Annotated in this window: 15 protein-coding genes; 9 read left to right on the plus strand and 6 right to left on the minus strand. The window is 67.3% G+C overall.

Annotation, left to right across the window (positions count from 1 at the left end):
* Positions 1-220 precede the first annotated feature (220 nt).
* Positions 221-739 carry a peptide-methionine (S)-S-oxide reductase MsrA gene (msrA, locus tag HNR00_RS25075; protein WP_183574249.1) on the plus strand — a complete coding sequence of 173 codons (519 nt, stop codon included), beginning with the start codon at positions 221-223 and terminating at the stop codon, positions 737-739.
* Positions 740-795: 56 nt separating this feature from the next.
* On the opposite strand, the gene HNR00_RS25080 is transcribed toward msrA, so the two are convergent.
* On the minus strand, positions 796-1,005 hold the full coding sequence (locus HNR00_RS25080; RefSeq protein WP_056244868.1) for a hypothetical protein: 210 nt from the start codon (positions 1,003-1,005) through the stop codon (positions 796-798).
* Between the two features lie 269 nt (positions 1,006-1,274).
* The gene (locus HNR00_RS25085; RefSeq protein WP_183574251.1) at positions 1,275-1,556 is read right to left on the minus strand and encodes a DUF2312 domain-containing protein; all 282 of its coding nucleotides are present in this window, start codon (positions 1,554-1,556) and stop codon (positions 1,275-1,277) included.
* Positions 1,557-1,692: 136 nt separating this feature from the next.
* Here HNR00_RS25085 and HNR00_RS25090 point away from each other — a divergent pair, with 136 nt between their 5' ends.
* The 7 genes from HNR00_RS25090 to HNR00_RS25120 all read left to right on the plus strand — a co-directional run bounded on the left by HNR00_RS25090 (position 1,693) and on the right by HNR00_RS25120 (position 6,429).
* Complete coding sequence (locus HNR00_RS25090; protein WP_246391120.1) at positions 1,693-2,598, plus strand: alpha/beta fold hydrolase; 906 nt, start codon at positions 1,693-1,695, stop codon at positions 2,596-2,598.
* Positions 2,570-2,719 carry a helix-hairpin-helix domain-containing protein gene (locus HNR00_RS25095; protein ID WP_312886121.1) on the plus strand — a complete coding sequence of 50 codons (150 nt, stop codon included), beginning with the start codon at positions 2,570-2,572 and terminating at the stop codon, positions 2,717-2,719. Before HNR00_RS25090 ends, HNR00_RS25095 begins: the two co-directional genes overlap by 29 nt.
* Before the next feature lie 177 nt (positions 2,720-2,896).
* Positions 2,897-3,445 carry a YciE/YciF ferroxidase family protein gene (locus HNR00_RS25100; RefSeq protein WP_183574257.1) on the plus strand — a complete coding sequence of 183 codons (549 nt, stop codon included), beginning with the start codon at positions 2,897-2,899 and terminating at the stop codon, positions 3,443-3,445.
* An 11-nt stretch (positions 3,446-3,456) separates the two neighbouring features.
* Positions 3,457-3,693 carry a DUF2171 domain-containing protein gene (locus HNR00_RS25105; RefSeq protein WP_183574259.1) on the plus strand — a complete coding sequence of 79 codons (237 nt, stop codon included), beginning with the start codon at positions 3,457-3,459 and terminating at the stop codon, positions 3,691-3,693.
* Positions 3,694-3,997: 304 nt separating this feature from the next.
* A complete protein-coding gene (gene wrbA / locus HNR00_RS25110; RefSeq protein ID WP_183574261.1) occupies positions 3,998-4,645 on the plus strand; it encodes an NAD(P)H:quinone oxidoreductase in 648 nt (215 codons plus the stop codon).
* A 118-nt stretch (positions 4,646-4,763) separates the two neighbouring features.
* Positions 4,764-5,519, plus strand: a complete 756-nt coding sequence (locus HNR00_RS25115) for a histidine phosphatase family protein (RefSeq protein WP_312886122.1) — start codon at positions 4,764-4,766, stop codon at positions 5,517-5,519.
* Positions 5,488-6,429, plus strand: a complete 942-nt coding sequence (locus HNR00_RS25120; RefSeq protein ID WP_246391123.1) for an NAD(P)H-hydrate dehydratase — start codon at positions 5,488-5,490, stop codon at positions 6,427-6,429. Before HNR00_RS25115 ends, HNR00_RS25120 begins: the two co-directional genes overlap by 32 nt.
* A gap of 37 nt (positions 6,430-6,466) precedes the next feature.
* Here the strand turns inward: HNR00_RS25120 and HNR00_RS25125 are convergent, their stop codons facing one another.
* The 4 genes from HNR00_RS25125 to paoA all read right to left on the minus strand — a co-directional run bounded on the left by HNR00_RS25125 (position 6,467) and on the right by paoA (position 11,349).
* Entirely contained in the window at positions 6,467-7,303 is an 837-nt protein-coding gene (locus tag HNR00_RS25125; RefSeq protein ID WP_246391125.1) for a fatty acid desaturase, read from the minus strand.
* 276 nt (positions 7,304-7,579) lie between these two features.
* Positions 7,580-9,799 (minus strand): aldehyde oxidoreductase molybdenum-binding subunit PaoC, encoded by a 2,220-nt coding sequence (gene paoC, locus HNR00_RS25130; RefSeq protein WP_183574263.1) that lies wholly within the window; start codon positions 9,797-9,799, stop codon positions 7,580-7,582.
* 3 nt (positions 9,800-9,802) lie between these two features.
* Positions 9,803-10,753: an FAD binding domain-containing protein gene (locus tag HNR00_RS25135; protein ID WP_056243658.1), complete on the minus strand. Its 951-nt coding sequence runs from the start codon at positions 10,751-10,753 to the stop codon at positions 9,803-9,805.
* Positions 10,750-11,349: an aldehyde dehydrogenase iron-sulfur subunit PaoA gene (gene paoA / locus HNR00_RS25140; RefSeq protein ID WP_246391127.1), complete on the minus strand. Its 600-nt coding sequence runs from the start codon at positions 11,347-11,349 to the stop codon at positions 10,750-10,752. The genes HNR00_RS25135 and paoA overlap by 4 nt, the downstream gene beginning before the upstream one ends.
* A gap of 268 nt (positions 11,350-11,617) precedes the next feature.
* Here paoA and HNR00_RS25145 point away from each other — a divergent pair, with 268 nt between their 5' ends.
* Complete coding sequence (locus HNR00_RS25145; protein WP_183574265.1) at positions 11,618-12,370, plus strand: LysR family transcriptional regulator; 753 nt, start codon at positions 11,618-11,620, stop codon at positions 12,368-12,370.
* Positions 12,371-12,432: the final 62 nt, after the last annotated feature.

The raw sequence follows: 12,432 nt of genomic DNA on the forward strand, positions 1-12,432 counted from the left end.
GCGATCAGCACCACAAACAAAACGCGCCATAGCCGCCTCCACCGTCCCGCAGAGACTATCAGAACAGCAGAGTTTTTCACACAGCCTCCACCCCAAGCCTACCTTGGAGGCCGGGGGCGCTGGTCCGTCATCGCACATTGAGAATGGATATGGGGCCGCAGAGCAAAACGGCGTTGCGGACCCCATCTGACGGGAATCCGAGGGCTCACGGAGAAGCGACATGGGTAGCGAGAGGGCGGTACTGGCGGGCGGCTGCTTCTGGGGCATGCAGAACCTGATCCGTCGCCAGGAAGGCGTGCTGGCGACCCGTGTCGGCTACACGGGTGGCGACGTGCCGGATGCGACCTACCAGAACCATGGGACGCATGCCGAAGGTATCGAGATCGTCTTCGATCCGACCAGGACGAGCTACCGGCGCATCCTGGAGTTCTTCTTCCAGATCCACGACCCGACCACCCCGAACCGGCAGGGTAACGACCGGGGCCTAAGCTACCGCTCGGCCATCTACTACGTCGACGATGACCAGCGTCGGGTCGCCGAGAACACCATCGCTGATGTCGACGCATCCGGACTTTGGCCAGGTAAGGTGGTGACAGAGCTGGCGCCGGCAGGGCCTTTCTGGGAGGCCGAGCCAGAGCACCAGGACTACTTGGAACGTCGGCCGAACGGCTATACCTGCCACTTCGTGCGAGCGAACTGGGTATTGCCTGCTAGCGCGACGGCGACTGAGAAAGCCTGAGCCCAATCAAAGCGTTGATTTGCGAACAGCCAATGCCATTCCGGTCACGGGTGGCGCTACCGGAGAGTCGGTGACTCGCCCGGCTTCAGGTGACGGTCCCCGCCATCTGGGCCGCCGGGCGAGACATGGTCGTTCAGCCGGTCCAAGTGCTCGAACACGTGTTCGAAGGCGGCGGTGACGGCCTTCTCGAAAGAGCCGTCACTCTTGCCCTGTGCCATTCTGAGGGCGTCGAGCAAACCGCGATGCTTGTCAGTGTCCGTGGACATGATCCGTCTCCCTGCCGATCAGCGCCGGTTCAGGGAGGCAAGTGCGATTGACCTTCCCGGTTCCGAGCCTGGCCGCCCAGGTTGCGTCCGACGTCCGTTCGCTAGTGTCACAACCATGCGGACCTCTCGCGCCGTGATCGTGAGTGTCGTCCAGGGTTCGATCATCTGAGACCGAGCGCTGTGCCTCAAGTCGACGTTTGACGGCCTCGAACTCGTGTCTGATTGCGCACCGGGCCCGACGGACGTGGCCCGGTGGCGGTTGCTGTCAATCAGGCTGCCTGGGCGACCGGCGCGGGCGACGGCGCATCCATGGCACGTAGATAGAGGTCAAGCAGCGTCTCCTGCTCGTCGCGCTCGTCCTTGTCCTGCTTGCGCAGCTTGAGGATTTCCTTGAGCACCTTGACGTCGAGTCCCTCACCCTTGGCCTCGCCGAAAATCTCCTTCTTGGTCTCCATGAGATCCTTGATCTCATCGTCGATGCGCTCGATGCGCTCGATGATGGAGCGGATCCGGTCGCCTGCGACGCCCACGGTGTCGGTCGTATCAGACATGCTCACTCCTCCGGCTGATCGGGGCCGGCAAACTGGCGGGTCAGGGTAAGCGAGAGGTTAAGGCGATCCGCCGGATAAGCGTGGGCGCAATCGGCAGGGCGGGCGGATGAACGGGTTCCGGTGGGGGATCGCTGCGATGGCCGTCGGGGTTGCGATCGGTCTGGCCGTGGTCCGATCGGCAGCCGGACGGCGTGGGCGCCAGGGGCGCCTCGCAGCGAGACGCGACCGCGTCGGCGGCATCATCCTCCATGCCCGCGTTTCGCTCAGTTCCGTGCCGGAGGACCGGCTGCCCGTGATCCTGGTCCACGGGCTCGGGATGTCGAGCCGCTACATGATCCCGCTGGCGGAGCATCTCGCCCCTCACCTGCGGGTCTATGCGCCCGACCTGCCCGGCTTCGGCCTGAGCGACAAGCCTGCTGCCGCGCTCACGGTTCGCCAGTTGGCCGATGCGCTGGCGGCCTGGATGCACGAGGTCGGCGTGAAGCGTGCAGCCTTCGTCGGCAATTCCCTAGGCTGCGAGGTGCTCGTCGAGCTTGCGCTCGTTCACCCGCAACTCGTCGACCGCCTGGTGCTGCAGGGGCCTACGCCGGACCCGGAGGCGCGCGGCATCGCCCGGCAAGTTGTGGGCTTCTTCCTCATCGCGCCCTTCGAGCGCTGGTCGCTCGCCTGGGTCGCGCTGACTGATTATGCCCGCTCTGGGGTCCGTCGCTATCTCCAGACCCTGAGGAGCATGGTTGACAACCACATCGGCGAGAAGGCGTCACGGGTCTTTCAGCCGACGCTCGTGGTCTGGGGCACACGCGATCACATCGTCCCCTATGCGTTCGTGACGAGCCTGGCTGCCTCCCTGCCTCGGGGGGCTCTTGCCGTCATTCCCGGCGCAGCCCATGGGATCAATTACTCCCATCCGGAAGCGTTTAAGGCTGCCGTGTTGCCGTTTCTTCTGCCGCGCGAGACGTCGGGAACCCACCATGATCGATCTGAACACAGCGACGGCCGAGGAACGGGACGGCGTGCCGGCCCTCAAGGGCCACGGGCATGAGATCGTCCGTTACCGGGAGGAGCGGGGCCGCTTCACCAGCCTGCGGCAGTTGGACGAGGTCCCCGGCCTCAGCGGCAAGACCGAGGAGATCGGCGAACAGGTCGAGGTCACGGACTCCTGAACCGGCGGGCGGAGGCTCCAGCGGCGCCCGCATGGCCCGTGAGGTTCCCGCAATTTTGCAGCTTATCCCGGATTAATTTTCGGACCCGGCCGCCCGACCCCACGTTTCTACGGTGCAGGCCGCCGGTGAGTTCACGGCCGCGGCCTTACTCGCTCAACAATGTAGAGATGTGTCGCCATGGCTGCCAAGCAAAAGATCTTGCAGGATGCGTTCTACGAGACGCTGAAAGATGTCTATTACGCTGAGCGGCAATCAGTCAAAGCGCTGAAGAAGTCCGCCAAGTCGGCCGAGAACGAGGAGCTGCGCCAAGCGTTCGAGACCCATGCCGAGGAAAGCGCCGAGCAGGTGGAGCGCCTGCAGCAGGTGTTCGAGATCATCGGCAAGCCGGCTCGCGGAAAGACCTGCGAGGCCATGCAGGGCCTGACCTCCGAGATGGAAGAGGACTTGGAGGACTTCGAGGACAGCCCGGCCGCGGATGCGGTTCTGACGGCGTCCGCCCAGGCGATCGAGCACTACGAGATCGCCCGTTACGGCACCCTCAAGACCTGGGCGACCCAGCTCGGCTATGCGGACGCCGCCAAGCTCCTCGACGCGACGCTGCAGGAAGAGAAGAAGACCGACCAGTTGCTCACCGAGATCGCAGAGCGGATCAACGCGGAAGGGACCGAGACCGACGCCGACGAGGAGCTCGCTCCGAAGAAAACCAGCAAGGCCAAGGCCGCGTGAGGAGCCGATCCATGGTCGATACCAGTCTGATCCAGGAGCACATGCCGGTCGTCGGCTCCGATGGCGGCCGGGTCGGCACGGTCGATCACCTCGACGGGCAGCGCATCAAGCTGACGCGGACCGACCCGGCCGCCCACGGCGTCCACCACTTCATCCACGTCGATTCGATCGAAGCGATCGAGGCCGGCGAAGTCCGCCTGAACCGCACGACGGCCCAGGCGCAGGACGAGTGGGGCACCTCGGAATAGGGCTCCGAACCCTCAAACATCGAGCGAAGGGCTGCCGGCAGGCGGCCGTTTTCATGTGTAGAGCGCGGCCGCTCATCCGTTGCCTGGGTGCGCATGGTATCTGCGTCAGGCCGTCAAGATTCGGCAAGTAGAGCCGCCCAGCGCAGCGGCGGCTTTTCGATGATTGTCCCTTACCCCAATCAGGACTCAAAACTGTATCCGACCCTCAATCGTCTCGCTGTGCGCAAAAAGCGCAGGAGCCGACTGCCGGCACCATCGTTGTCCGATGCCCCGATTGCACCGGCAAACCGAAACGGATGACGTGATGACCGAGCCGCACGTCCGCATGCTGATCGTCTTCTACTCACGCACCGGAACCATCGAGGCTTTGGCTCGGGTCGCTGCTGAGGCTGCGCGCGAGGCCGGGGCCGAGGTCCGCTTGCGGCGGGCTCGCGAAGTCGCTTCAGTTGAAGATATGGCCAAGGTCGAGGGTTGGCTCGATGAGGCCCATCGGCAGAACGCACTCTACCCGGCACCGACGGACGAGGATGCGGAATGGGCCGACGCGATCCTGTTCGGCACGCCATCCTACTTCGGCGCACCGGCCACGGAGCTGAAGAACTACCTCGACCGCCTCGGGCCGCAATGGAAGCGCGGAGCGCTGTCAGGCAAAGTCGGCGGCGCGTTCGCCGCTGCGTCCTGGCCGCATGGAGGCTCGGAGGTCGTCACGTTGGCCCTCTACGCCCCGATGGCACATCTGGGCATGGTCATCTTGCCGACCGGTTACACCGATGACGCCATGCTGGAGGCGGGCTCGCCATACGGGGCGTCGGCGATCGTCGGAGCTGGCAAGGGGCAGCCCCGCCCGGAGGTTCTAGACGCGGCGCGCCACCAAGGCCGGCATACCGTGGCCATCACCCGTGCCCTCGTCAGGGCCAACGAGATGCCGAGCCGGAACCGGACATCCGACTGACGGGAACAACCTGCATCCATCAGTGCGTTCCGATCCCCATGGGAATGGGCGTGAAACGAGAAATTGGGGAGAGGGACGAGTGAGTGGACTGGCCCGGCGCGCCTCCCGTCTCTGGATCGTGCGGCACGGCGAAAGTGCCGGAAACGTCGCCCGCGACGCCGCGCACGCGGCCAAGGCCCACCGCATCGACATCGCGGAACGCGATATGGACGTGTCGCTGAGCGGGCTGGGTCGCGAGCAGTCGGAGGCACTGGGACGCTGGTTCGCCGCGCGACCCGAATCGGAGCGTCCGAACCTCGTCCTCGCATCGTCCTATCGCCGCGCGCTCCAGACCGCTGAGGCGATCCGGGCGAGTGGCGGCCTCGCCACCGGAACGCCCGCGACGCTCGTTGATGAGCGGCTGCGCGAGAAGGAATTCGGCATCCTCGACCGCCTGACCCGGGCTGGTATCGAGGCCCTGCATCCCGAGCAAGCCGCTCTGCGGGCGGACCTCGGTAAGTTCTACCACCGCCCGCCCGGCGGCGAGAGTTGGTGCGATGTGATCCTCCGGCTGCGCGGGGTGCTCGACACCGTCGCCCTCCATCATGCGGGCCAGCGCGTGCTCATGGTGGCGCACCAAGTCGTCGTGCTCTGCATGCGCTACCTGCTGGAGAACTTGGACGAGGCCAGCATCCTCGCCATCGATGCCGAGGGCGATGTCACCAATTGCGGCGTGACCGAGTACGCCTACGATCCGCATCATCCGTCCTCCGGGGGGATGATGCTCGTGCACTACAATTTCGTTGCCCCCCTCACTGCAGAGGGCACGCCCGTGACCTCCGAACCCGCCCCCGAAGGCCCGGATGAGTCAGGCCGCGTGGCGAACCATGCATGAGGCGGATGAGCCGATGGCCGAGCGGAGCGACAGTGCCGAGCCGATCACAGAGCGCCTTCTGCGCGGCATGCCCCCGCCGCCGCCTTCCTCCGACAGCAAGGACGGCCGCGGTCGCGTCCTCGTGTTGGGAGGCTGCCGAGAGTTGCCGGGCGCGATCCGCCTAGCGGCCGAGGCGGCGATGCGCGTCGGCGCGGGCAAGCTTCAGATCGCGGTTTGCCGCGATCTGGCGGTGCCGTTGGGACTACTGGTGCCAGAGGCGATGGTCGTCGGCCTTCAGCAGACCGAGGCAGGCGGCATATCGCGAACCAATGCGGACGAGGTGGTGAAACGGGCGGAACGCTGCGACGCGGTCCTGCTCGGCCCGGGGATGAGCGAGGACGCCGACACGACAGCCATCGTTGCGGCGGTGCTGCGTGCGTCGAGCACGATATCCCTCGTGCTCGATGCGGGCGCCTTATGCGTCCTGAGTGACGAGCCCGGCTTGACGAAGAGGCTGGCAACACCGGCCGTCATCACCCCGCATGCCGGAGAAATGGCCGGGCTGCTCGGACGGGAGCGCGAGACGATCGAGGCCGATCCGTTGGCCGCCGCGCGGGAAGCGACCGAACGGTTCGGTACCCTGACGGTGATGAAGGGTGGCGCCACCTACATCGTCGCACCGAACGGTGATGCGTGGTGCTACGAGGGCGGCCATGTCGGCCTGGCGACGTCGGGTTCCGGCGACACTCTGGCTGGGCTGATCGTTGGTTTGCTCGCCCGCGGTGCCGATCCTGCCAGGGCGGCCGTTTGGGGTGTTTACTGCCACGGTGAGGCTGGACGCCGCTTGGCTCGGCGACACGGCGGCATCGGGTTCCTCGCGCGGGAAATCCCGACTGAGATCCCGAGCATCCTCGCCGAAATTCTTGTCTAAATGCTTGGTCCCGGCATTCGACGGGGCAGACTCTACCTCAACGAGCGGGTTTCAGCCCCCGTACGCGTGCGAATCCGACGAGCTTGCGCGCGTCCTCATCCCACAGTGCGAGGTTCAGGCAGCCCAGGCTTTCGCGCAGCGTCAGGCGGCCGACGCAACCGAGGATCTCGTGGACGTCCAGGCATTCCTGCAGGCGGTAGTTCGGAATGCGGCTGTTCAGGTGGTGGACGTGGTGCAGGCCGACATTGCCGGTGAACCATTGCAGGACACGCGGCAGGACGTAGTACGAACTGCCGCCCAGCGCCGCGCGGTGAAAGTCCCAGGCGTCGGCCTCGTCCCAGACGGTCTCCTCGTACTGGTGCTGGACGTAGAACAGCCAGCCCCCGATCCAGGCGGCAAGGCTGATCACCGGCAGGAACACCCAGAGCACCGGTTCGACGCCGCCGACCCCGAGCGCGAGCAGCCCGAGACCGGCGAGGAGCACCGCGTCGAGCGCCAGCACGTCGCGCCACGCCGTCCGCCACGGGAGCCCGACGCCGGAGGGCAGCGGCTGCAGCAGCAGGAGGTTGAGCGGAGAGCCGAGCACGATCAGGAGGAACGGATTGCGGTAGAGGCGATAGCGGAGCCGGCTCCCGCGCGGCAGAGCGAGGTACTCGCGCACGGTCAAAGTGTGGATATCCCCGCTGCCGCGGCGGCTGAGATCGCCGGTGGAGGCATGATGCAGGGCGTGGGCCCGCTTCCAGCTGTCGTAAGGCGTCACCGTCAGAAGGCTCAAGGCGCGGCCGAGCCAGTCGTTGCCGCGGCGTGAGGGCAGGAACGAGCCGTGCCCGCAACTCGACGCCGGCATCTCCAGGGCCATGAGGCAGGCCCACATCCTCGTGGCCCTGCTCAGCCCCGAGTACATCTCCAGTCGCTACTGCTAACTCGAATACAACCGTGCGATCGCACGCAGGGCCAAGTGCCTCATGCGCGTCGTCGGCGTCGTGGTGCGCCCGTGCGGGTGGAAGGCGACTACGGCCGCCGGCTTGGAGTTGCTGCCCGAGGACGGACGGTCGGTGCCGGAACCGGCTCGGATGCAGCTTGCCGTCGATGGACGTCACCATGTGGCAGATGATTCTCGGGCGCATCGGCCTGCCTCCTTCGCCTCGCCTCATGCCGCCTCCGGCATGCGGTCGAGGAGCTTGTCGAGGGTGATCGGGTAGTCGCGCACCCGGATGCCGGTGGCGTTGTAGACCGCGTTCGCGACCGCCGCGCCGACCCCGCAGATGCCGAGTTCGCCCACGCCCTTCGCCTTCATGGGCGAAGACATCGGGTCGACCTCGTCGAGGAAGATGACTTCCTGGTGCGGGATGTCGGCGTGGACCGGCACCTCGTACCCGGCGAGGTCGTGGTTGGCGAAGAAGCCGCGCTTGGTGTCGACCGCGAGCTCCTCCATCAGCGCCGCCCCGGTTCCCATGACCATCCCGCCGATGACCTGGCTGCGAGCCGACTTCGGGTTCAGGATGCGCCCGGCCGCACAGACTGCCAGCATCCGGCGGACCCGGGTCTCGCCGGTGTAGGCGTCGACGCCGACCTCGACGAAATGCGCCCCGAAGGTCGATTGCTGCTGCTTCTTCGAGATGTCGCCGAACTCGATGGTGTCCTCGGCCGAAACCTCACCCTTGCTCGCCGCCTCGCCGAGCGGCACCGCGCGGTCGCTGGCCCGCACCTGCCCGTCGGCGAACACCGCATCGGCCGAGTTGATGCCGAGGCGCTGCGCCACCGCCTCGCGCAGCTTCACGCAGGCCGCGTAGACGCCGGCCGTCGACGAGTTGCCGCCGAACTGCCCGCCGGACCCGGACGAGACCGGGAAGGCGGAGTCGCCTAGGCGGACCACCACCTTGTCGAGCGGCAAGCCCATCATCTCGGCGGCGGTCTGGGCGATGATGGTGTAGCTGCCCGTGCCGATGTCGGTCATGTCGGTCTCGACCGTGACCGTGCCGTCGGCGGCCAGCCGCACCCGCGCGCCGGACTTCATCACCATGTTGTTGCGGAACGCCGCCGCCATGCCGATGCCGACGAGCCATTGCCCGTCGCGAACCTGGCCCGGCTTCGCGTTGCGCTTCGACCAGCCGAATTTTTCCGCGCCGAGCTTCAGGCAGCCGACGAGGTCCCGATGCGAGAACGGGCGCTTCGGGTCCTGCGGGTCGACCTGGGTGTCGTTGCGGATGCGGAACTCGACCGGGTCCATCCCGAGCTTTTCCGCCATCTCGTCCATGGCGACCTCCAGGACCATCAGGCCGGGGGCCTCGCCGGGCGCGCGCATGGCGTTGCCCTCAGGCAAGTCGAGATGGGCGAGCGTCATCGCGGTCAGCCGGTTGGCGCCGGCGTAGAGCAGCTTGGTCTGGCTCACCGCCGTTTCGGGGTCGCCGTCGGGCAGGTTTCCCGACGTGCTCTCGTGCGCGATGGCCGTGATCGTACCGTCCTTCATCGCGCCGATGCGCACCCGCTGGATCGTGGCGGGCCGGTGCGTGGTGTTGTTCATGACGAGCGGACGGGTCAGTGCCACTTTCACGGGACGCTTGGCCGCCTTGGCCCCGAGCGCCGCCAGGACTGCGTCGGCGCGCACGAACAGCTTCCCGCCGAAACCGCCGCCGACGTAGGGGGAATCGAGGCGGACGTTCTCCTTCGGCACGCCGAGGATCTTGGCGAGGCTGCCATGGCCCCAAGCGATCATCTGGTTCGAGGTCCAGAGGGTGACCTTGTCGCCGTCCCACGCCGCGATGGTCGCGTGGGGCTCCATCATGGCGTGGCTCTCGTCGGCAGTGGAGTAGGTCTCGTCGAACCGGACCGGGGCTTGGGCGAAAGCGCCCTCGAAGTCACCGACCCGCTCCTCGCCGTTGCCGCCGCTGCCCTCGCCGCTGTCGCCCGGAACGGGCTTGGCGCCCTTGGCTTCGGCTGCGAGGTCGAACTTGCCGGCCGCGGGGGCGTAGTCGACCTGCACCAGAAAGGCTGCGGCGCGGGCCTGCTCGAAGGTCTCGGCCACCACGACCGCGATGGCCTGGTGGTAGTGCTGCACCTCGTCGCCGCCGAACAGGTAGGCGGCGTTCATCATGCCGCGCTCCATCCGCGGATGCTCAAGGGTCGTCACGATGGCGAGGACGCCGGGCGCCCTCTTTGCCGCCGCGGTGTCGATCCGGCGCACGCGCCCCTTAGCGATGCCGGCGCCGAGGACGTAGCCGTAGGCCTGGTTCGCCGCTACGTCGTGACGCTCGTAGGCGTAGGGCGCCGTGCCGGTGGTCTTGTACTTGCCGTCGATGCGGTCGGTCGGCTTGCCGACGACCTTGAGCTGGTCGATGGGGTTCTGGCCGGCGGGGGTGTCGAACTTCATGGCTCAGGCCCTCGCTTGGTTGAGCGCCGCGGCGAGCGTGCGCTCGGCGAGCTTCAGCTTGTAGGCGTTGTCCTCGGTCGGCTTGGCGCCGGCGAAGACCTTGTCGGTCACCGCCTTGGCGCCTCGCGGTAGGTCGGCTTCAGCAGCCTCGACCCGCCATGGCTTGTGGGCGACACCGCCAAAGGCGATGTGGCCGCTTCCGTCCTTGCCGAGGATGGCCGCCACCGAGACCAGCGCGTAGGCGTAGGAGGCCCGGTCGCGGACCTTGCGGTAGATGTGCGTGCCGGCGACCGGCTTCGGCAGCGTCACCGCCGTGATGAGCTCGCCGGGATTCAGGGTCGTGTCGATCTCGGGCCTGTCACTGGGAAGGCGATGAAAATCAGCGATGGCGATCTTCCGCTCGGCCCCCTTGGCGTCGACGGTCTCGACGGTGGCGTCGAGGACGCGCATGGCCACCGCCATGTCGCCCGGATGCGTGGCGATGCAGGCTTGGCTCGATCCGATGACGGCGAGCGACCGGCTCACACCGTCGAGCGCCGAGCAACCCGAGCCCGGCTGGCGTTTGTTGCAGGCCTGGGCGGTGTCGTAGAAGTACGGGCAGCGGGTCCGTTGCAGCAGGTTGCCGGCGGTCGTCGCCTTGTTGCGCAACTGGCCCGAGGCCCCCGCGAGCAGGGCCCGGCTGAGGACGCCGTAATCTTTGCGCACACGCGCGTCAGCGGCGAGGTCGGTGTTGCGCACCAGCGCGCCGATGCGCAGGCCGCCCTCCGGCGTCGCCTCGACCTTGTCTAGGTTCAGGCCGTTCACGTCGACGAGGTGGGTCGGCGTCTCGATCTGCAGCTTCATCAGGTCGAGCAGGTTGGTGCCGCCGGCGATGAACTTGGCGTTCGGCGTGCGCGCGACCGCGGCGGCCGCCTCGGCGGGCGTGCCGGGACGCTCGTAGGTGAAGGACTTCATGCGGGCCTCCCGGCGACCTCGGTCATCGCTTCGACGATGTTGGAGTAGGCGCCGCAGCGGCAGATGTTGCCGCTCATGCGCTCGCGGATCTCGGCCTCGGTAACCTGCGTCGGCGCGGTGAGGTCGGCGGTGACGTGGCTCGGGATGCCGGCCTTGATCTCGGCGAGCACCGCCACGCCCGAGCAGATCTGGCCCGGCGTGCAGTAGCCGCACTGGTAGCCGTCGTGCTTCACGAACGCCGCCTGCATCGGGTGCAGGGCGTCGGGCTGGCCCATCCCTTCGATGGTGGTGATCTCGCTGCCCTGGTGCATCACGGCGAGCGTCAGGCAGGCGTTGATGCGCCATCCGTCGACGATCATCGTGCAGGCGCCGCACTGGCCGTGGTCGCAGCCCTTCTTGGAGCCCGTCAGGTGCAGGTGCTCGCGCGCCGCGTCGAGCAGGCTGGTGCGGGTATCGAGCTCAAGCTCCCGGCGCTGCCCGTTCACGGTGAGCGATACCTTCGCCATCACGGGCTTATCCGTGCCGGCGGGGGCCGCGTCGGCGCGGGAGCCGGCTGGGGTAGCGGCCAGGGCCGCCGCGGCGGATGCCCCGACCATGAGGTCTCTCCGATTCAATGAAATGTCTCCGGGACGATCCATCTCGGCCTCCGAGCTTGCGGGGGATGACCGACCGAAGGCCGTGCATCGTTCAGGGAATGCCCGGGCAACCCGGACAGCTTGAATAGGCTCCAAGGTACGGCGCTTGGCCGCAACGATTAGGCCTCGGTTACCACATAAGCCTATGAGCGCAGCTTATGGATTGCCGAGCCCGCATGGTACGAGCAGCCGGCAATGGCGGGCTGATGCGTCCGGTCGGAGAGGGGTGATGGCGAGACAGGACATGACCGACCTGCTCTCCTTCGCCACGGTGGCGAGCGAGGGGAGCTTCACGCGAGCCGCCAAGCGCCTGGGCGTCACGCAGTCGGCGTTGAGCCACGCCATGAACGGGTTGGAGGCCCGCCTGGGGCTGCAGTTGCTGAACCGCTCCACCCGTGCGGTCACGACGACCGAGGCCGGCGAACGCCTGCTGCGCACCGTGGGTCCGCAGTTCGAGCAGATCGAGGTCGAGCTCGCCGCCCTGACCGAGTTCCGCGACAAGCCCGCCGGCAACATTCGGATCACGGCGCCGGAGCTCGCGGCCGAGACGGTGCTGTGGCCGGCCCTGCGGCGGCTGCTGCCCGACTACCCCGACATCCACGTCGAGGTGGTCTCCTCGGACGTGCGGACGAACATCGTGGCCGAGCGCTTCGACGCGGGGGTGCGCATCGGCGAGTACGTCGAGAAGGACATGGTCGCGGTCCGCATCGCCCCGCCCATGCGGATGGCGGTGGTCGGGACGCCGGGCTACCTCAAGGGCCGGCCCAAGCCCCGGAAGCCCAAGGACCTGATCGGGCACTGCTGCATCAACCTGGCGCGCGCCTCCCGCGGCGAATTCTTCCCTTGGGAGTTCGAGCGGGCCGGCAAGGAGGTCAACGTCCAGGTTGGCGGCCAGCTTGCGTTCTCAAGCCTTTCACTGATCCGCAAGGCCGCCCTCGCCGGTCTCGGCCTAGTGCTCTGTCACGGCTCTGTTGTCGGGTAGAGTTTGCGGAGCTTGATGCGGGCATCCTTCGTGGTGAAGCGCCAGTCGGCACCGACACCGCG

It is taken from the genome of Methylorubrum rhodinum (assembly GCF_014199935.1).
GTDB classification, from domain to species: Bacteria; Pseudomonadota; Alphaproteobacteria; order Rhizobiales; family Beijerinckiaceae; genus Methylobacterium; species Methylobacterium rhodinum.